Source organism: Pseudomonas sp. BLCC-B112 (genome assembly GCF_028550695.1).
GTDB classification, from domain to species: domain Bacteria; phylum Pseudomonadota; class Gammaproteobacteria; order Pseudomonadales; family Pseudomonadaceae; genus Aquipseudomonas; species Aquipseudomonas danubii.
The window spans coordinates 58476-78686 of sequence record NZ_JAQQGK010000009.1 but is presented as its reverse complement, the minus strand read 5'-3'; the positions used below and the strand labels follow the sequence as shown (position 1 = coordinate 78686).

Sequence of the window (20211 nt, the reverse complement as noted above, 5' to 3'; positions counted from 1 at the left end):
AGGCACCTCCATATTTTGGGGGGCCAATCATCGCTTGAACACACGTCTACCGCCAGCTAAGCGCTGGCCATGTTCGCCTCGAATGAGCCTGGCCAAACTTCCAGGAAAGACTGCGTAACCTTGAGTTCAGCGGATCGCAGGATCTCGATTGTATTTTTGCCCATCGAAACTGAACACGTCGTGAGGCCTGATACGGTCGCCGGTGTCACAAAGCGTCGTGTAGAACGCGTCGACCGGATCCAGCAACCGGAGGTCTTCCTCGCCATTGATGCCTTCTCGAATCACCTCAATGTCGTAGAAGCCATCCGAGCGCGGGATGCTGTGTAACGTGCTTTCCCAGCCCTTGCCGTCCAAACTCTGAAAAACAATGAGTTCGAGCACCTTTTGGAATCTGTCGCCCATTAGGACGTGCAGTGACTTGCGACCGACTGACAGACCTTGGTTCGTGCTGCCATCCTGTTGAATCACACCAAACTTTGCTCTTGAGACAGGGATAATCGAAATTTCAGGCGGCTCACCCCATCCGCCCCCTTGGAATACGCCAATGTCTTCGTTGACGAGTGACCAGCCTGCATTTTTCTTGTGGTACTCGAAAAAGCTGATATACGGGGCACAGGCATGGTATTCGTGGCCGACAGTTTTCGTACTGTAGGCTAGGACAATGCCGTCTTTGTCGGGGTAATGGAGATTGTACTCACCCGCAAAGTAATGCCCATAAGGTTTATCTAAGTCGGGTACGAGCGATCCCCAGTCGGTCTCATTGAGGAGTCTTTCGGCCATCTGCTGGGCCGCCAGCACATTCCACTTTCCCGGGATATCCACCACCTCCGTAGGCGCAGGAACTGGGGCATGGTAGTGATTAGTCAGTGTCACCTGGCTGTGTATCGCATTAACCAAGGTGCTGTTTTCGCCTGCGGTTTGATTTACTGCCGGGTTTGAGGTGTTAACTGAGGTTGGATTTTTTTTCCTCCACGGACGCTTCACAAGAAACACGATAAAGCTGCCAACAGCTGTAGCAATCGTGGCGGCGGCTCCCACGTTCTGCACATTAAAAATATCCATATCACTCGACATGACTGATCCATAAAGAGAGTTCACCAGCGTTGCCACTCAAGGTGCGGCGTGCCTGATTGATTGAGGCGCGTAGGATGCTCTACCCCGCCAGGTCAAATCAATCGCTCGTCGACGTCGCGGGATGAGTTGATGCCATATGCGGGTAGCCGAGAGCAAGCATAAGGTCACTCCGAGGTGGCGCTTGCGCAGTGAAACATGCGCAACGCCAGAGGCTGTGAATTTCAAGCCTACAGGGCTGCCGAGGATCAGAGTCATTCCGTGCTGAGCGGCAAGTGATCGCCCAATTGAAGTGAATTTAGCGTAGTGGGCTATATCCGATCAAAAAAGTAGGCACAACGCTACGGGGCCAGCACTCTGCTGACCCTGAAGCGACGTGCTTGAGTGTTGCGCTCGAAGCCTTGGCGAGTGCTCCCTGCTTGGTAGGAATCGACAGATATCGCGGTCAGGCTCGCCGTCGAAGAAGCGGATCGACCGGCGAGCACGTGACTGGCATCATTCGCCAACAGGATCGGTGTCGCCGCCTGGAGTGATTGCCTTATCGCCCAGCTTGATGAGTTTGAAATCCACGTTGTGGGTGGACTCGCGGTAGGTCGATTCGCTGTCGTCGAAGGACGCCGCAACGATGCTCTGAAGGTCTTTGGCAGCTGCGAGCTTCATGAACAGGGCTTGCTGGCTTTTAGTCGCCATAGAGTGCTGCCCAGGTTCATCCAGAAGAAGAAAACCTGGATGGTTACCGTTCACCGTTGGGTGCGAAGAGGTTTCGTACAAGGTGAAGATGTAACTCCATATCAGGCGGACAAAGTCGCTTGCGCTCGATTCTTGGGCGATGTTGCTGCTGTCTCGTGACGAGCGCTCCTCGGAGGCTTGTTTAATCTCGCTGAAATCTTTTTGGTAAATCTCTCTGAGCTCGATCTTGGCCAGTTCTGGCAAGAGATTGTCTGTGTTGAAGATGATGTCTTTGACAGGTGCGCTGTGGTAGTCGAATGCGCCTACGTTGGATCTGAACAGCTTCGCAAACAGATCGTATTTCTTCTGGTCTATCTCGGAGTAATGTTCTTTGGGCAAGTCGGCACGGGCTTTCTGGTTTAGATCGACCTCAATGGCAAGGGCTTCCAGCTTTTCCAGGCGCTCTCGGTTGCGCTGGGTAAACATTGAAGTCTCCTCGATGTCCATCTCCATTTGTAGCTGCTGACGTAGATTGGCCTTCGAGACTGTGGAGGTCGTCGTGATGTCGGATCTCAGTGCGCGCAGCCTAGATTTGGATTCGGAGATGCGGCGTGTCAGATCCTCACTTGTGACGGTGGTTTCTCTCATGGACAGGGCGATGGAGGCACTGTCGCGCTCCAACATTCGGATCTGTGACTGCAGGTAGTCAATGTTGGTCTTGATGTCCATATGGGGCGTGTGTTCATGTAGGTCAGTCAGAGAGTGACCTACATCCTGCTGGCACGCCGGGCAGACATCCTTGGCAATACTCAGATCCAACGATGCGCCGAAGTTGATGAGCTTTTGCGCAGCTTTGTTTTTAATGAGTTCGTCTTGTGCCTGCTTCAGGTGAACAGTGTTAGCGCTGCGTGAGGCCCGGTGCAGGGTGAGTTCGCCCAGAGTCGCCTCATACGCTGCGGTCAATCTCAGCAGCCTTTCGGTCTCCGCCTCAATCTGCTTGAGCGTGGCTTCAGGAGTTGCATCCTTCCATTTCGTTTCTTCTTGCTGAAGTCTCAGCAGAGCTTGGAATTGGCTGTTTTTGTACTCATCCAAGCTCACTGGGCCCTGAGCCGTACGCTTGAGGTAGCTCACTTCACTGGCGTGGAACACTGCCGTTGGCGCCGTGGGTAGACTCAAGACTTGGATCGAGTTCTTCAGCGCATCATTTGAAAGCGCCTTGGTTATGTCAAGCCAGGCAGTGTTGAGCTGGACGGACTCATGGTCAAGCCTCGCGCGTTTCGCATCCAACTCGAATACGTTGGTGCCGACGAGGTAATCCACAATTTTGATACGGGCGTCACGGACGCCAAAATAGGGCAGGTTGGCAATGTAATCAGTCCACCCTCGTTTCTGCTCAATGGCCAGCGCAGCAAAGACGTACTGCAGGTAGAGCTTTGTCTGTGTGCCACTCTTGTGCGGTACTTGAGGCAGGTCAAGGCCGAGAAAGTTTTCGAGGTAGGTGTAGTACCCTTCCTCGATCTGTGCGCTGCCGCCGTCGTGTAAGTAGCGGTAGAGCGGTTCGGCTTGTTCGCCTTTGGTCAGCACCGCGCACTCTTGGATTTCGACAAGTCGCGGGTCAACCTTTTCTTCCCTGATTTTGCGAGTCACAGTAATGGTTTTACCGTTCGACTCAAGCTCCATCATGACGAGGGAGCGGGTGATGAAGCACTTTCTCCCGCCATACTCAACATAGTCTTTCAAGACGTAGGTCAGGGCTTTGTCGTTCTGAGCACCGAGCAGCTGCTCCATGCCCAGTGCATAGAGGATGCTATGGACAATGGTACTTTTACCGGCTGAGTTACGCCCGCGAATGATGTTCAGGTTGCGCTTGAAATAAGTCAGAAAGCCAAACGGGCCTTCGTTGGTGTCAATTGATATTTTGATCGATTTGATGAACACGGTTATTCCCATTCCTTGGATACGGTCTTAACCATATCTTCCGTAATTTTCTTGCCGATTTTGAGCAGCGCTGTTTTTTCCTCAATCATCACGCTCTTGTCGTCCATGATCGTTTTCACAAGCTGTTTGCCTTTGATAGACAGTTCAAAGCCCGTGGTAGTAGGTTCGATCAGTTGATCGCTGTAAGCGAGGTTGAGCGCCATGGAAAGGGCTGGGTCGAATCCCCAGACCGGTAGCGTGATCTGTCCGAGGTCGGCGGCAAGCTTCATCGTCTCGACACGGGGTGGCGTTTTTATCGCCCAGTTCATGAGGTGCAGTTTTACCAAGCTACATTTGTCGCCACGCCCGGTCAGGTGCATGATCAAAAGGGCTTGGCATATCTTGTAGATAGGCCGCAGTTCCGTCAGTACTGGGCTGGGCCGTGAGGTGAATCTGAGCGTGGCCATTAGTAGAAGTCCACTTGGCAGACGGCCAGCCAGCGAGCCATTGTCCTTCGGATGATCTCGTCGGCTGTGGTTGCATCTATGCTCAAAAGCTCATCGCCGACCAAGCGTTCCTGCAACTTGGATTTGACCTTCTCAACCAGCTGATCAGGGTCGCCAGTGATCGTGAATTTCCACTCTTCAATGTTGTTCTCAAAGCCATGTAAGGCCCTGGCCAGCTGGAAATACGTTTGAGGGTGAGAGTCATACAGGTTCTGGAAGTAGCTGTCATGATCCAGGAATGACTTCTTCGTGACCTTCAATAAACCCTCAGCCGCCAATGCGCCTCTATCAGCCATGCGCAGGTTGGTCTTGCGTTCCAAATTATCGTCGTACTCGGTGTTGCCTTCGTTGACTTTGGGTATTTCATGCAGGTCTTGGCCCAACGAAATGGGCAAGCCCTCGAATTTCTTTTGCTGATTGATCTCTTGCATGTAATAACCGGCATCATGCACGTAAACAGTGAAATCCTCATGAAGGTGGGGCAGTTTCCACTTTCGGACTTCGGTCTGTTTTTCTACTGCGTGCGACAGGATCTTGTTATGGATAACGTCAGGGGTTATCAGGTACCAGCTCTTGATCCGCGTTCCACCTAGAATGGTGGACAGGCTCTTCTCGTTGTCTTTTAGCTTCTTGAGATCTTGGCTCATTTTGTCCCGCTGCTTCTCATAGAGCTCTTTACGCTCATAATGGAAGTCGGGGCAATAGCATTGGAACGCGAGGCCTGTACTTCGGGTAAAACCTTCAATACCGAAGTCACCCGGCGTAGCAGGTACATGTTGATACCCTTCAGCGCCGTACTTTGCCTTTAAGACGAGCTGCATCAACAATTCCCAACTGGTTCCGTTAAATGCGCCCACTGATGTATTAATCAAAGCTTACCTGCCCCGCTGCATCAGGTTAATCCATTCCCGACCTGTCACCCAAACTGCGTCAGCCGTGTTGGAGTAAAAAGGCCGTATCGGGCGACGCTAGCAAAATGCCGCTATCTGGTCTAGTTATCGCGTGGGAGGGTGGAGTGCAGAACCAACTGTTCAGCACACAGAAGGCCGGCACTCACCGCGCCGACCTCAATGTTTCAGCCAACTGCCGCAAGGATCAACTGGCGAGCCGAGTCGAGCTTCTTGAGGTAGTCCCTCAGCGGCTTCGAGTCCAGATAGGTTCCCGTCAAGATTGAACGCACACGGTCAACCGCTGAGACCATAGCCTCGATACCCGAATACCTCTGAAGTCCGTCAGCACCGTAGTAGATATCGACATCGACATCGTCACGATCCTCCAACCGGTACTCGGCGAACATCCAGTTCTCAAGCTCAGACTGTATCTCGTCAAGCCTCGCGTGAGCCTCCAGTGGCATGGTTGAGGTATAGAGACGCTTGAGCGTGAGCCCCATCTCCTTGTGGTTCTCCATACTCATTTGCTGTGCTGGGCGCCAGCGCGATGCATACCCTTCCTTCCAACTGTACTCGACAGCATTTTTACTGAAGCCGTAGGTGGTACCTGGGCGTGGCTTGCGTTTTTTACCATCACGCTCACGAGCGGGACTCACGAATTGGCCGTTGTAGGGCTGGGAGCTGAAGGCCCAAGAAGCGATGCCGGCACGATTTTGCTCTGCCAGCCGCTCAACGGTCGCAACTGTTGTGCGGAGCAGCTCCGAGTCTTTGGCTACAAAGTACGGTACAGCATGGCCCGGGTAATACAGCCCTTCCCACTCCGGTTTGGCCCAATGCAGGCCGCAGGAGCGCACCCATGCATCGCGCACCTGAGTTTCGCTCTGCCTAGCCACATGATCGTAGGGCTCATCCAGCATTATCCAATCCCCACTCCCATCGTAGATCCACCGCGACACGTGATCACAATGAGGGAGTTGCTCGGCCCTTTCCATGGCTTTGCGATGAGCTTTTGTCGTGGCTGGCCGAAGCCGAGCCGCTTCCAAGAACTGCAACGCCAATGCCGCGCGAATCAGCAACTCTTTCGCCCGCGCCTGGCTGTCAGCATTGCTACGCATTTCAACGTGGTCGGAATATTCGAAGAAGAAACCCTGCAGGTTCTGGGCAAACTCACACTGATACCTGCTCAGGAATGCTGCCAACGGCCTGGGCAATTTCAGTTCGAGAATTTCGAGGCCCGATGACGGCCTGGCAGTTGAGTCGCGCCAGTAAGCAGACAGGAAAATGCTGTGCAAACGATGCGCACGCTGATCGCGTTGAAGCACTTTCTGAGCATGTTGAAAGCTTTCGAAACCAGAAAGCCTGGCGGAAGCATCAAGAGCCGCACGATGGGGAAGGTTGTGATCACGGCCAAGGGATTTGGCCTTACGCTTAATGCCGGGAAGGGTAGACGCACGTACGTCGAGGGTGGTGCTCATGTTTTTTCTCCGCCCTACCGCAACGCCACCCGCCTACGCTGCATTGGGGCCTCGAAAAAAGGGGCCTTCAGCAAAGAGCTCCAACAGGTAGTACCGTTTCCAGCTTTCATGACGGGTGAGATGCGCCTACCCAGCGCAACACAAATTTATCAAGCGATCTTCCATAGCGCAAGCCACCCAGCCCCGCCTTCGGCGGACAGCATCAAACCGAGCTCCGTGGGGATTTACCTGGCCATTAGCACCCGTCATGATGATCCGAAAGGGCTTCCGACAAGCCCTAAGAGGTTACGGATAACGGGATATTTCATGGCTGAGCAGTTCCACTACCCCCACGATATCTTTGAGCTCCTGGTGGAGACCATTCCCCGCCTGGTCAAGTCCAAAAAGGACGTCTTCCTTTTCTTTGAAGGCGCGGGTGTAGCTGAAGCTGACTGGAGTGAGGCTCGTGCCACCCTCGCCAAGGCCCCTCAGTCCATCAACAAATTCGAGATTGCCCGTGACGTGCTGACCCGCCTAAATCGACGTGGTGACAGCGGACTTGCGGCTCGGCGCGAAATCATCAAACGAGTGACCCAGTTCGAAAGTTTTGAATCCTGCTGGGAGAACGAAAGGCTCAAAGCCAAAGGGTTGGTGGCAAGCGTCCGGGAAGCAGTCAACGCAAAGGACGCGTTCACCCGGATGAGGCAAGAGCGTGATTTCGAGCGTGAACAGACTCAAGCACGTCATCGCGAGGAGCAACAGCAGGCGGTCAAAAAACGCAACGAAATCGAAGACATCAAGTCCAGGCTGTTCGGCCTGTTTTCGATGGGGGATAGACCGCAGGAGCGCGGAAAGCTCCTTGAGAGCGTCCTCAATGATCTGTTTCGAGCCTATGGCATCCACGTCAGAGAAAACTTCGTTCGCAAGCCGTTGGATGGTGCCACCGTATTGGAGCAGATCGACGGGGTAATCGAATTGGGTGGCAAGATCCATTTGGTGGAGATGAAGTGGCTGAAGGATCCTGTGGGCGTGTCGGACTTCGGGCCCCATCTTGTGAGAGTGATGGGCCGAGCTGATGCCTCTGGCATCTTCATTTCCAACAGTGAATTCACCCAACCCGCCATAACGCAATGCGCGGAGTTTCTGAACCTCAGAACGACGTTCCTGTGTTCACTGGAGGAGATCGTCATGCTCCTGCAGCGCCAAGGTGATCTGGTGGATTTTTTAAAGACAAAGTCTCAGGCCGCGATCATCAATAAGCAGCCTTTCCTGAAGATCCTCAATTGACCCCCACTCCACGCGGCCAGTCGCCCCAGAGACCTTAATGAACGTCAGAACCCTTTACATCATCGGCAATGGTTTCGACCTACACCATGGAATGCCAACCCGCTACCTGGACTTTAAAAACCACCTGCTGGAGGTTGATCGGGAGACGTATGACTGGGTGGATACGTATGTGCCAGCCGAGGGAAACTGGGCAAATCTCGAACAAGCCCTTGCTGATCTGGACACCGACAACATTGTCTCCGACATGGAGTGCTTCCTGAGCTCGTACTCGTCTGACAACTGGAGTGATTCCGGCCACCATGATTTCCAGTACGAAGTAAATCGAGTCGCCACAGGGCTCTCGCACACTTTGCAGCAACAATTTGCAGATTGGGTGAGGTCTATCGCAATTCCTGATCGCTCCGAGGTCTTGGACGCTCTCGCTAACCTGGAAACCAACGCCACATTTTTAACCTTCAATTACACCAGCACCTTGCCCCACCTCTACGATGTCCCAGCAGAGAACATTCTGCATATCCATGGTGAGGCCTTAGACGCAAGCTCAGTCATTGTCTTGGGGCACGGGCGAGATGAGAAGAACCGGACATCGCTCTACAACAGAGTCGACCATGAATCAGCAGACCACCGCCTAGTGGAGGCCTATTCGACTCTGGACGACTATTTCAGCAGCACCTTCAAGCCCAGCGGAAAGATCATTCAAGACAACTCGAGCTTTTTCGAGCGTCTTGGTGATACCGAGAAGGTCATTGTATTCGGACACTCGATGTCCGATGTGGACGGCGCCTACTTTTCCAAGCTGCTTGAAATCCTTGGCGACACTCCCACGACCTGGACGTTTATTCTTCCCCCCGATAAGGATGGCCAGAGGGATCTTCAGTCCAATGTTGGGAAGCTGGGCTTGATGCCTGACCGGATCACCTTCAAGAAATGGAATCAGTTGTAGGGTAGCCGTCCGGGCAAGTCACCATTCATCAATTCTTACGACTAGTGCCGGTACCCATCCCTGGCGCGTACTCCTGAAGGAATCGGCATGCTGATCCAACTCGACTTGAACATGAATGACGCGCAGGCGCTTTTACGTCACTGCACCGACTATCAGCCAGATTCTGGAGATTTCCGGGAAAACGTGCGGCTGAGGGAAGCCCTAGAAACACTCACAGCTGCGCTCGGCGATGCGATAAGCACAAACCATGGAAGCATCGATTCGTCAGAAACGATTGATCCACAGTTGTTGGATGCTGCCCTGAGGCTGTTCGACGACAAAGAAAGAGCCATCGAGTGGCTATCGAGCCCGTTGCGCGCATTGGGTCAGAAAAGCCCGAAGGATGTTCCTATCGAGAAGGCCCTGACGCTGATTGGGCGTATAGAGCATGGCTTCGGCGCCTAAGCAGTATAGTTTCAACGCCAAACTTGCATAAAAAGGTCGTTCGAAATCACTCTGCAGTCTTCGGAAAAGCCCAGCCGTACCGAGACCATAAAGCCCGCTGACGTGGCTGTATAAAGCGCCATACACTTTGCAGTGCAAACACCACGTTCTCAGCTGATTTTGTCGACACGCAGCAGACTAGAAAGCGACCAACCCCCTCTCGTCTGTGCCACCTCATCGCGATAGCAGATACTGACAGAACTCGGCCTGGTTGATGCCAGTGCCCCACCTCGCTCCTTTTGCAAAGGTCGCCTCGCTAGGGGTGCCACCAGCGACGCGGGCAAGATCTCGCAGCACGTCGACCCCGAAGTCTTGGACGTCGCTGTCTTTGCTGGCCTGTACCCGCTTCTGGAAGGTCACGGCGTCAGGGGTCGCCAGATCAAGCGTACGCAACCCATCGCACGGTACCGAGTTCAGCGTGACCTTGAGGCCAAACTGACGCTCAAACATGTGGATGTGCCCAAAGCAGACCGCAAAAATCCGGTCATCCACTGGCAGAAACAACACGCCACCTGCGCCGCTAGCAATAAGGTTGTCCGGCTGTGTACCTGCACCTGCTTGCTCTTCTACGAAGGAAATCCAGCCTGGCCTGCTAGTGAAGATCTGGCCGACCAATAACTCCGCTCCTTCGATCCCTGGCCAGGCGCTTCGCGTCAGTCGATTAAGACGCGCTCCTGATAAGTACTCCTCCTTGAGGGCCTCGTCGGCTGCGCACTCACTACGCAGTAGCCGTACGGAAAGCGTCCTGACTTTTTCCAGCTTGGGCAAGGCAGCACTCCCTAAATCATCCTGGTGATATGAGCTCGGTTTCGCTTTTGAGTTGAGGCCTGAGTCTGGGCCGCCAGCTTGGCCCACGTATGGGCTACAGCTTAGGCGCAGGCACAAGCGAAGCCGGCAAAGGGCCGGCATGACTATGGGTCAGAAAGCGTATTTTTTCCAGGATGACTGAACGGGTCGAGAAGACATCTGCGAGGGGGCGATGGGCAGAACGGCAGCGTGGGTCTTGAGTAGGGATCAGGCTGTCGCGCTGTTTGAAGGTTTCTTGACGCCGCGGCGCGCTATCAGTTGTGGAAATATTTGGGGGCTGATGGTGTAGATGCCAACGCTAACGAGTGACTGTGTAATGCCTTTCGGGCGCGGGAGCGTGAGGAGCTTTCGGTTGGTTGAGGTAGAAAAATCAGAGGCATTCTTGGAAGGATTGAAGCTGTGCTGGGTTGAAATACAAGCAAGTTTGCGAGGCGAATCAGCTGTCAGAGCTTGGACAAGCCCTCAAAGCAGCTCCATTTCCTACTCGAAAGAGCAGGTCTGAAATAGTAGGCCTACTATTTCTGCAGGCCTAATGGGTCAAGGGGTGCGCTGGAAATAGTAGTTCCGTTGGGGTTCCTGCTGATAGATGATGCTCTCTCCGGCGTCACCACTGCACCTCGTGTTGGCGAGGCTGCAGACAACTGGCGAGATGAAGCACTGCGTTATGTGAAAGGTGAAGGCGTCACCAACCAGGGACGAGTTCGGAGTGACAACATCGCGTCCCGGGAGCATCAGGGGCTACTGTTGCGCTCGAAAGCCGAGGATATGCTTTTCATTGCCCTGACGCGTGCCCAACTGGCAGTAGCACCACTTCCTGTCTTCGTCCGGATTGGAAAGTTTTATACCGCTTGGAACCTGACTTCGTTGTCGTATACAAGGGGCTCACTTTCATCATCGAGGTCGACGGCGATACCTATCATCGCAAGTCCCCCGCCGAGGCCGACAAGCGCTTGGTTCCACTGACCTGGGAAGGCGTGGAAGTACGCAGGATTCGCGCAGCAGATCTGTCCAGCGATTCAGCCGCCGACGACGTCGTGAAGGATCTTATCGATCTCATGTCAAAGAGAAAGGCGGCTCGGTAAGCCACTGTCCAAACCATTCCTTCGCACTGTCATGGCTGAGTTCATAGCGCTCGCGCAAAATTTTCACCACCAAGGACTGCCGAGACGCATGCGGAACGAAACGCTAGACGCAGGATCAGAGTTTTCACTTTGCGCTTTACCGCAAAAGGCTACGTAAGCGTTCGTAGGGCGATTTAACGACGCGTTCATCACGTCTGATAACGTCGAAATCATCGTTGCTCAACGCATTTTTTGATTGCTTTCGTCGTTCAAGAGGTGTGAAAATCAAAGTAAGGCTAATGACAGCCGGGCTTAGAAGCCTAATTTTAAGTGAGGAAATTTTATGAAACTGCGCCTTGAATTGATTGTTAAAGAAATTGATTTGGGACTGTTCTGATCTAAACCCTTCCTAGAAAGGCATCTAAGCGCCAACCCATCGGGTGGCGCTTTTTTTTCGGTACCAGAAATGCTTACCACGTTTGCCAACACCAACAAGATCGTCCTCCGCACCCTCTACATCCTTGGTTTCATCCTTCTCGCCGTCCCGCTCAGTGCAGCGTTTTGGCATTTGCATATGAAAGAAGGCCAGACCCTCGACAATTTCAATCCATCTGCCTACCTGATGCCACTCCTGGCCTACCTCAGCATCGGCCTGGCCAGCGTGACGATTGGCATCACACGCAAAACCGCCAGCGAGAAAAACGCCCTGGAGTTCGCGAAAGAATGGGGAGCGCTGCGTGAGCACGTTCAGGTGCTCTACATGATCCGCCAGCAGATGCTTCTGCCCAATCGTCAACTCGATCGTCGCAAGGCCACCGCCTATATGGAGTCGCTTTACGACAAAACCAAAGCTTCTGCGGCTGCGGGGGCTGCACCTGAGCCCAAGCCAGGCGAAGACGGAAAGAAGGCCGACAACGCCGAAGAGAAAGCTGCCGAAAAACCAGCTGATAAGTCGGCTGACGACTCCGCCAAGAAAAGCACCGCAGATACGACACCTTCCCCTGATGCCATCAAAAAGGCTGCAGGCGATATCCTGAATGCCATGGAAAGCTGTGCCAACGCCGTGCGCTACGGGATCTACGACGAGGACTTCATCTACAACATCTACGGTAGCCACTTCATTGAGTTCTACGAGCTTACGTATGGACTGATCAAGGCGCGCCAATTCCACCAAGCAAGGCTTTGGGTGAATTTCGAATGGCTGGCAGTGAAGTGGACACTGCGCCGGAACATCACCGGTGTGATCTCGAAAGAGTCTGTCGACACCTCGTACATCATCAATCAGTCCCTCAAGGCACTGAAAGAGCACAACAAGACCCGGCCATGCATCAGGCAGCTGCGCAAGTTCGAAGCAAAACTTGAGCGACGCAAATTCCCGAAGTGACGCATTCCAGGCTGACCATGATCTGAGCAACGCAGCACGCGTGGCTCAGGCCAGCTCAGGCATTCAGAATGTCACACCGATAGCCATTCGGTACTCGCCGTTACCGTACTGCGCAAGCCTCGCTTCCACATGGACATCCCGGCATGCTGCGATTGACCTCAGCACGATCATTTCACTTTTTAGGGAGAACGTTAGCTTGCACGTCGAATGCGATCTGAATCAGAACGACCTGGAAGCCCTTCGAAGATACTGTGAGTCGTTTAAGCCAGCCACAGTGACGTTCGCGAGGATCATCGCTTAACAGACGCCCTAGAGACCTTGCTGGAGGCGTTGAATGCTGCCAATGCAGCACGATGACCTTCGACTCACACATCGCGACCGCAATATTAAATGCGCCGATAGTGGCCAGTGCACAGGCAGCAGATTCAGGACAAGAAGATTGCTGCGGCAAACACTAGACTTTATTCCATCATTCACCCCTGCAAGCGCGGGGCAAACTCATCCGTCCAGTGGCGCGAAAATTATGGAGCTCAGGATAACGGCAATCACTGGCTGCTGACGGCCTTATGCCTCCATTAACCTAGAGAGGCTGGGTTTTGGTGATGATGCGATTTTGCATCAGGCTGCTGATTTCGCTTGGCCGTCATGCTGCATTCGAGATCACCCGCAATGAATCGCTCTGGTTTTCCAGACACATCGCAGGTCTCTAGCAGAGGCCCAAAGCACCTGCTGCAGCCATTCGCTATCGATCGATAGGCGCCGAAAGATTAGAAAGAGGGGCCCCTGTGATCGCCCCCCTATCAAGCGGCGGGTAATTCGACTTGCTTAGAACGAGAAGCTCGCCGCGTAATCACGCGCCGCAGGGCCGCAGACGACTAACATTTCTTCATGGATATCTTCGGGCAATACCCGGTAATCGTCCAGCGTACTGTTGTGATGGTCTTTGACGATTTTTTTGATGTGAGCAGTAAGGGCATTTCGGATTTCGCCCTCCATCTCTTCTTGGGTCAGCTTCGTGCCGTAGTCAAAGATTGTCGCGTGCCATTGACTGTCCACCAGATGGAAGCTCAGGACGCTACGCTTTTTATGCTGACTTTCCCGGAAATAGCCGGCACTGGTGACGCGGTGAAAATATGCCGAATCAATTCGGAAATGCTCGTTCCGATCACCAGCGGATTCCGAGCCAATCCAGAACTCAGGAATCTCAAACACAAGGCGCTGAAGCACCTCCTCAGAGACCCCGAGCAACGGCGTAACCCGAATCTGGAGGCGGCCAACGCGCTCCCAGAAATAGCGGCTACGCTCCGCGTACCATTTGAACGAGCAGTTCACGCCCACTAGAGCTTCCGAGGGCTCTTTGAAACGGGACACGTTGAAGGCGTGATTCCAGTTTTGATACCCACCGGCCTTTGCTGCCAGGTTGAGGCCTTCCATGTACTTCACCCCCCGTTCTTTGGAGAGCTGTCTTGCGTGTTTCTTGATGTCTTGCAGGTTTTTTGCGGGTTGATTTTCTTTGCTCATGGCTATTGTCCTAAGCCCGGCAGAGGGGTGCTGTTCGCGATCACCCCCAAGGTGCCAGGCGGATAGCTAGGCAATTTAGGTGTATCAACATGCATTGGCTAAGGCGAACACGAGGTAGATGTCTTACCTGGCAATAACAATACCTGACATCTCCCAGGCTTGGGAATAGGCCCCTCATGTGCATTTCTGACAGCCGAAAGGGCACCGCCTTAGACACCTTTGCGACGAACTACTTAACCGGTTTGAGCTACTGCAAATCGGCTCAAATGTCCCATTTGGTGGTGGTAGCATCCGAGCACCGACGCCAGCACGGACGACTGCGCATGCCTCGCACCCAGCAAAACCTCAATACGCTGAGAGAAGCCTTCAGTCAGATACTTGGCAATCAAAACGGTGTGCAACTCCAGCCGCTAGTCGATGCTCTGCGCGAAACCGTACTGACGCACGGCGGCGTCCACGCCGACGAAACTCCGGTACAAATGCTGATGCACGGTGCGAAGAAAACTTATCATGCTTACGTCTGGGCCTATGCCACCAGCCAGCTCTCCAAACTTGCTGCGGTCGTTTATGACTTCAGTCCGAGTCGTGCTACAGGGCCGTCGTGAACCTGGTACGCGGGCGTTACTGATGACATGGCGTAGAAGCACGACTTGATGCAGCGCTACTCGCAATCAGCCCGATCTGGGTAGCGCTGGAAAGCCTCTAAAGCGGGATTAGACGCTCGAGCCCACTGGCATCATCGTTGAAGAAACTCCTGACGCATCCCATCTGCATGCATCAACTCAACATGGAGGTTCTGCCGCCCGACCACTACAGCCAGCAGCGGGCGCCGATCAGTACGGCCCTTGGCCAGAATCTCCCATTCATCCAGGTCAATCTGTGAAGGGCTTGGCACCTCTTGCGGGTGGGTGTGCCACTCTCCGATGTATCTAACCAAACCATTGGTCTCCTGCCAGCGCCTGTCCGCCAAACTCTTGTGACCATGGATCATTCGCTCGAAGAAATAGCGCAACCGGCGATCCTGGCGAGTCGGCTCGCTGGCCTCCAAGACTTCGAGATGTTTTCCGCGTACATGCCCAAGAAGAATGCCTCCGGCCTCCGTTCCATCATCGCTCTGAATATGGCGCTCGAAAATCTCCAAGGCACTTTGGCTGAAGTATACAAACTGCTCATCTCCTGGCCTTCGCCAGGTAGTCATGAACCGCAAGCTGGACACCCTGGTCGCTTGAGGATGGTGCAGTCTGCAGTCACAGACTCGTAGACTCTGCTCAGCACCCGGGTGGACAAGCCGGGCCAGGGGGTACCGCCGACCCACGCCATGGCAGCATCGAAGCCCAGGGCAGCAGCCTGCATGGATACCGATGCGGAGAACGGAACGTAAGGCCCCTCGCAACCCTGCCCAGCAAAGAGCGGTTCGACGCCACCTTCAACCGCGTGGAAGTCGCCCCGACTCTCGTAGTCACAAAGACAGCGATAGCAGCCTTCTGAGGCGTGATTACCGATGTACGATCGGACGGCGATGCCTGCGCCTTCGATCCACACATGTAGCAGCGGACTTATTTGTGAATGATGAGCAGCAAGCCACTGACCCAATGACTGTTCGCCGCTGGCATCGATCAGCAAGTCGAAACCCTCCAGGTTGACCTCCCTGGCATCGTGGGTGATCGCCCGCACATTCGAGCCCGGCATAGCGCGTTTGATCTCGTCTGCCATGGAGGTGGCCTTGAGTAGGAAGCTCTTGTCTATGCCCAACCGGTGTCGACCCAGATTTCCCGGTTCGAGCCTTTGGTTGTCGACCAGCATGAGCTCGCCACCCAGCGAGCCTGCCCCGGCCTTGGCCAGCATCTCCGCAAGATACCCGCCAATCGTTCCGCAGCCCACCATTGCGATGCGTTTTCCGGCGAGCGTGGTTTGGCCGGGAATGTTGCGCTGAATAACATAGGCGTCATCGATGCGAACCATGTACAGCCGGCAAATGTTTAAGTCATAGATAGGCAAGCGCTGATCACGAGACGATCCGCGACGATTTTTCTGCAGGTCGAACACCGCAAATCCGTATGGCATTGAAGGGGAATCGATGACAACGATCGCGAAATCCGCTCCTTTGCGATAGGCCTTGACGATACGTGCTTCAATCTTGCGCCGACAGGCGTCATCAAGATGCCCTTGCCAATCCAGCAATTGCCTGACGGTCTTCGGTGGCCAAACATCTGGCGCGGGCCTTGGCACTGCTTTCGTCGTCACCCAATCCACAACGACATCCATGTCCCGGTGGTTACCAGGTCGATGTTTAAGCTTGGCTAATGTGCGTTTTGGATCATCGCTGATCGCGTAGGCCTCCCCAATTTTTAGAAGAGTCCCTTCGCCGGTTTGATGCGAGCTCACATCCACATACAAGGGTTCGCCGGGCCAAAAAGCAAAAAACTCTTCAGCCAGATCGTCCACCCGCTCACCCGCCATGATCTGATCCAACACGCGAGCTGCCTGTTCGAAGGCCGCCAGTGTCTGGCCAATGGGGTCGAAAATATCCACCACAGCTGTCGCTTCTGCGATGTAGCACAACAAGCCATTCGTCCCCACGTGTGGGGCGATCGGACGCAAGCGCTCCGGTATCGGGCTCAATTGCACAAGAGGGAAGGTCTGAAAGGATCGGTCGATCAACGCCAGGCACGGTACGTCGCCGAAACGCGTAGTGAGTACGCCTTCAACGAGCAATGTGGAAGCGCCTAGCTGTTCCACGCATCGCTCAAACCCTAGAGGCTTCAGCGATGCGAGGAGTTCAGGGATCACGCTCATCGCGTTACCCCGCTTTTGTACGCTTGACGATTTCAGACGGGCCACGCTCAGGAGGAGTCGCGGCCATTACTGCCGGCATCGCCTGCGCGGGCTGGTCAGAGATAAGATCGGGACGATTAGGGAAGCGATCACCCAACATGGCGCACATCCACTGGCACGCCATATCTTTCTTGGCGCTGTCTGCAGTCGACGCCTCCAGATGTACCCTAAAGGTTTCAAATTTCCCAGCTGCCTCGGTGACGCCCTCCTCACCCAGTGCATCAGTCAGATAGACCTTAGAATCGATCGGACTCTTCACTCCGTTGCGCAAGGCATCTGGCAGGCCTTTTACAACGTGGAGCAGCGCTAGGTCATCCCTCTTGTATTGGAACTCAAAGAGCGGGCAAGCTGCGGCCATCAGCAAAATTGAGCTAGGCCCCCCCTTGTCCCACTGTTTGTCACGAAACGCTTTAATGTAGCGGATCACCCGACGCAACTGCTCCTCTTTGTCCGAGATTTCCAGCTCGAACCACTCCTTCATTTTCAACGGGTCAGAAATGATCCATTTGTCCTCGCAGGCGAGAAGAATCTTGTCCGAAGGTAGTTTCTTCCAGCAGTCCTGCTCCGAGTTGGTCGCAAGAGCTTTGATCGCCGTGTAATTGCGCGCCTCCATGCTGTCTACGATTTTCAGATACTGATCATCCGGGATGGCGTAGAGCGGAAGATCAATATGGGCAAAAGTCGAGATTTCGATGCGCAAGCAGGTTGCTTTGGAAGAAAGCTCCCAGCCTTTTTCATCGCACAGCGGCTTCAGGACATCCGATACCGCAGCCCGGAAATCTTTGATGGCCATGGTGGGTCGGTTCTCCTCCGTCACAATGCTCATCGGCAAGTAAACGCCGTCATCGACATCGGACTGCTGAGGAGGGGTTTGGCATGGACGGTTGAGTGTTTTGTAGGCCCAGGAGCCCTGAATGAAGAACTTAGGATTGCACTCTTTGCCTTCATAGCCCCGGTCGCGAAGGGCTCTCGGGAGCTTCCTACGCAATGCATCGCGCACATCTGCTCTGGCCGAGTTAATGCTCTGCCTCTCGGAGTCGCCGAGATCCAGTTCCTTCAAAAAAGTAGTGTGTTCATTGGAGCTGTAGAGCAGCGGGCTCAGGTTTGGCATGTGATGCCACTCCTTTATCGATTAGGGCCTTCATGGTCACAAGCCTCATGCAGGCTTGCAGGGCGCCCGGCGTCCAGCTGACGTCACACCAAGCAAAAAAAATCCCCGCCCCACGGCCCGCCTGACCTCACGCGGTCGTCGATCCTTCACGCAGTACAGCGAAGCGGTCGCAGCTTGGATAGCATGATGGCAAAACACAACATGTAGTGCAATACAAAATAAAAGCACAACATATAGTATCATTGCACGTTGCCACCATCATCCTTCTGGATAACTTCATTGCCCCCTGCCACTTCGATCGGAGCGCGCTCGAACGAGATGTAGCCGGCGGTATTGAGCCCATGGTTCCAGTTACGATCTGTAAAATACACCCCCTCCATCGAGAGCTTTCCATCCTCGTCCCGCACCTGAACACGAGCAGCCCCGTTATGCCGACTACAGTCGGAAATCTTCGGATTGCTGGTCAGGTTCTCGTAGATGTAATCGAGTTCAATCGTGCCGTGTTGACAGTCACGCTGAACAGCTACGCAGACGGTGCTGGACTTCGAATAGCGGTCATTCGCCTCGAACTGCATGCGCACGCGGAAAAAACGAGAGAAAATTTTAACCTTGCCCTGCATGGTTATCTTGTCTTCAACTTCCAGGTTTCCCCTCAAGCGCTCAATAGCGCCCCAGTTCGATTGAAGTGTCACATCCCACGCACCATCGATTGGCGGGAAATACGTCCTCACAATGGGCAGTTTGCAAATCCAAGGGAAGATGAAGGTCTCACCCAGAATCAGGAAGGTAAAACCAGCCAGGCTCGAAGCACTGGACAGCGCCTTCAGAAGGTCAACCGGCTGGTCTAAAAGTTTGATGATTTCGCCATGATTTATGAGGGCAAAGATCGCAAGGGTAACAACCAGGAAAGCGAGGGCTGTGTTCTTGATTCCTATCACTTGATACATGAGTGTTCCTTTCAGGGAAGGCATCCGGCCAGACGCTAACTTGACATAGCGTCGAACGATCAAGAGCAACCCTACACCGGCACGACCTAGGATGCAGGACATTCTGAGGCTGTGCTCGGAATCACCTATGCTAACCGTCAAATACTTAAGTTAGGGCGAAGGATCCGGTTCCATAGGCCCTGGTTTTTTCTGTGCTTGCAGATCATTTTTGAAGACACTGGCAAAGGATGCAAAGCGTGTATTAGCAGTTGTGAAATGACAACCAGTGACGTTGGAGTTGTCCAACACCACTCGCTGCAGATTTGCATGGCAAAAGCTGCTGTTGGACAAGTCGGACGCCATCATCATCGCGCCTTCCAGAACACAGTGATCAAAAACAGCTTCATGAGCATAAATCTGCAGCAGATCTGCCTTTGGCATGAGGCTATGGGAAAAGTTTGCAAAGCTCAGGTCGGAGCGCTGCAAACAAGCCCCAGTGAGTGTGCACCTCTGGAAGGAGGCATGACTCAGATCCATGAAGCACAGGTCGAGCCCTGACAGATCATGGTCATCGAAATTGATACCGCGTAAATCCACCACGTAAGAGTCGGTGATAGTCGGAATCCCACTCCGTGCAAGCGACGACGCTGCAAAATGGTTGGTCGGTGACAACCAGCTATCCCCATGCTGCCGCAGGTCATCCAGCATATCCTCGATAACCGCCCGCCCCTGCGCAGAGTTCCAGCGCATCTGGAGCACCGCGATCTGGGGCGGGGTCAACTCTTGCCCATCTTGTTCTCTTGCCATCTCACGACTCTCAAATTCCCATATCGGCTTTCGACCTGTCCTGCACGCTTGATGAGTTTTGGCGCAATGATGCCAGGGACTGCGCACTCACATTCGCCGAGGTGTGGGCTGTTACCAAACAGGCCACCGGGCAAGGGGACGCGCCCTTCAAGCTCCTTATCCACATCCCAGCAAGCGACGTCGTCAAACTGGTACACCCATCCGCCCTCTCCGGCCCACTCCGTTGCACCTTGGCGCATCTCGCGAGACACCGTGGGAACACTCGTGGTGCCACGAAATGCGCTGTGCTCGTTCCCGCGTACATGTTCAAGAAGATCGCGATCATCACCTTTAGCAGTGAGCCCATCCCTGAAAACCTCATCAGGAGTGAGAGACGTACCGTGATAGGGCTGCCCCAAGTGACTACGTTGGATCTCAGTTCCGCAGGGTAAAATCGCTTTCATCTACAGCATGGCTCCTGTCATTGCTCTGTTGCAAGCACCGCATATACCACTCTTTGATCGCACAGTTTCATCCAGGCTGGGGTGGTGTTCCCTGCC

18 protein-coding genes and 1 pseudogene are annotated in these 20211 nt (G+C 54.0%); 6 read left to right on the top strand and 13 right to left on the bottom strand.

Annotation, left to right across the window (positions count from 1 at the left end; translation table 11 throughout):
- Positions 1-126: 126 nt before the first annotated feature.
- The 5 genes from PQT43_RS22930 to PQT43_RS22910 all read right to left on the bottom strand — a co-directional run bounded on the left by PQT43_RS22930 (position 127) and on the right by PQT43_RS22910 (position 6528).
- A complete protein-coding gene (locus PQT43_RS22930) occupies positions 127-1074 on the bottom strand; it encodes a hypothetical protein (RefSeq protein WP_272754680.1) in 948 nt (315 codons plus the stop codon).
- Between the two features lie 492 nt (positions 1075-1566).
- Positions 1567-3678, bottom strand: a complete 2112-nt coding sequence (locus tag PQT43_RS22925; protein WP_272754679.1) for an AAA family ATPase — start codon at positions 3676-3678, stop codon at positions 1567-1569.
- 2 nt (positions 3679-3680) lie between these two features.
- Positions 3681-4124, bottom strand: a complete 444-nt coding sequence (locus tag PQT43_RS22920) for a hypothetical protein (protein ID WP_272754678.1) — start codon at positions 4122-4124, stop codon at positions 3681-3683.
- Positions 4124-4984: a hypothetical protein gene (locus PQT43_RS22915; RefSeq protein WP_272754677.1), complete on the bottom strand. Its 861-nt coding sequence runs from the start codon at positions 4982-4984 to the stop codon at positions 4124-4126. The genes PQT43_RS22920 and PQT43_RS22915 overlap by 1 nt, the downstream gene beginning before the upstream one ends.
- Before the next feature lie 254 nt (positions 4985-5238).
- A complete protein-coding gene (locus PQT43_RS22910; RefSeq protein ID WP_272754675.1) occupies positions 5239-6528 on the bottom strand; it encodes a DUF5623 domain-containing protein in 1290 nt (429 codons plus the stop codon).
- Between the two features lie 306 nt (positions 6529-6834).
- On the opposite strand from PQT43_RS22910, the gene PQT43_RS22905 reads away from it, so the two are divergent.
- From PQT43_RS22905 to PQT43_RS22895, 3 genes are all read left to right on the top strand, one after another.
- Positions 6835-7794 (top strand): restriction endonuclease, encoded by a 960-nt coding sequence (locus tag PQT43_RS22905; RefSeq protein ID WP_272754674.1) that lies wholly within the window; start codon positions 6835-6837, stop codon positions 7792-7794.
- 37 nt (positions 7795-7831) lie between these two features.
- On the top strand, positions 7832-8737 hold the full coding sequence (locus PQT43_RS22900; RefSeq protein WP_272754673.1) for a bacteriophage abortive infection AbiH family protein: 906 nt from the start codon (positions 7832-7834) through the stop codon (positions 8735-8737).
- 87 nt (positions 8738-8824) lie between these two features.
- The gene (locus PQT43_RS22895) at positions 8825-9181 is read left to right on the top strand and encodes an antitoxin Xre/MbcA/ParS toxin-binding domain-containing protein (RefSeq protein WP_272754671.1); all 357 of its coding nucleotides are present in this window, start codon (positions 8825-8827) and stop codon (positions 9179-9181) included.
- 213 nt (positions 9182-9394) lie between these two features.
- Here the strand turns inward: PQT43_RS22895 and PQT43_RS22890 are convergent, their stop codons facing one another.
- Positions 9395-9988, bottom strand: a complete 594-nt coding sequence (locus tag PQT43_RS22890; RefSeq protein WP_272754669.1) for a TIGR04141 family sporadically distributed protein — start codon at positions 9986-9988, stop codon at positions 9395-9397.
- Positions 9989-10875: 887 nt separating this feature from the next.
- Here PQT43_RS22890 and PQT43_RS22885 point away from each other — a divergent pair.
- Together PQT43_RS22885 and PQT43_RS22880 are read left to right on the top strand one after the other, a co-directional pair.
- Entirely contained in the window at positions 10876-11109 is a 234-nt protein-coding gene (locus tag PQT43_RS22885) for a hypothetical protein (RefSeq protein ID WP_272754668.1), read from the top strand.
- A gap of 445 nt (positions 11110-11554) precedes the next feature.
- On the top strand, positions 11555-12472 hold the full coding sequence (locus PQT43_RS22880) for a DUF4760 domain-containing protein (RefSeq protein ID WP_272754667.1): 918 nt from the start codon (positions 11555-11557) through the stop codon (positions 12470-12472).
- An 825-nt stretch (positions 12473-13297) separates the two neighbouring features.
- On the opposite strand, the gene PQT43_RS22875 is transcribed toward PQT43_RS22880, so the two are convergent.
- Positions 13298-13993, bottom strand: coding sequence for a hypothetical protein (locus PQT43_RS22875; RefSeq protein ID WP_272754665.1), 696 nt, complete (start codon positions 13991-13993; stop codon positions 13298-13300).
- 386 nt (positions 13994-14379) lie between these two features.
- On the opposite strand from PQT43_RS22875, the pseudogene PQT43_RS22870 reads away from it, so the two are divergent.
- A pseudogene (locus tag PQT43_RS22870) lies at positions 14380-14583 on the top strand (IS66 family transposase); the annotation flags it as partial.
- Positions 14584-14729: 146 nt separating this feature from the next.
- Here PQT43_RS22870 and PQT43_RS22865 read toward each other — a convergent pair.
- The 6 genes from PQT43_RS22865 to PQT43_RS31520 all read right to left on the bottom strand — a co-directional run bounded on the left by PQT43_RS22865 (position 14730) and on the right by PQT43_RS31520 (position 20115).
- The gene (locus tag PQT43_RS22865) at positions 14730-15191 is read right to left on the bottom strand and encodes a Mov34/MPN/PAD-1 family protein (RefSeq protein ID WP_336314629.1); all 462 of its coding nucleotides are present in this window, start codon (positions 15189-15191) and stop codon (positions 14730-14732) included.
- Positions 15188-16789, bottom strand: a complete 1602-nt coding sequence (locus PQT43_RS22860) for a ThiF family adenylyltransferase (RefSeq protein ID WP_272754663.1) — start codon at positions 16787-16789, stop codon at positions 15188-15190. The genes PQT43_RS22865 and PQT43_RS22860 overlap by 4 nt, the downstream gene beginning before the upstream one ends.
- Positions 16790-16793: 4 nt before the next feature.
- Positions 16794-17939, bottom strand: coding sequence for a CBASS cGAMP synthase (locus PQT43_RS22855; RefSeq protein ID WP_272754661.1), 1146 nt, complete (start codon positions 17937-17939; stop codon positions 16794-16796).
- Positions 17940-18178: 239 nt separating this feature from the next.
- Positions 18179-18886: a hypothetical protein gene (locus PQT43_RS22850; protein ID WP_272754658.1), complete on the bottom strand. Its 708-nt coding sequence runs from the start codon at positions 18884-18886 to the stop codon at positions 18179-18181.
- Between the two features lie 150 nt (positions 18887-19036).
- The gene (locus tag PQT43_RS22845; RefSeq protein WP_272754657.1) at positions 19037-19672 is read right to left on the bottom strand and encodes a pentapeptide repeat-containing protein; all 636 of its coding nucleotides are present in this window, start codon (positions 19670-19672) and stop codon (positions 19037-19039) included.
- A complete protein-coding gene (locus PQT43_RS31520; protein ID WP_272754656.1) occupies positions 19642-20115 on the bottom strand; it encodes a scabin-related ADP-ribosyltransferase in 474 nt (157 codons plus the stop codon). Before PQT43_RS31520 ends, PQT43_RS22845 begins: the two co-directional genes overlap by 31 nt.
- Between the last annotated feature and the right edge of the window lie 96 nt (positions 20116-20211).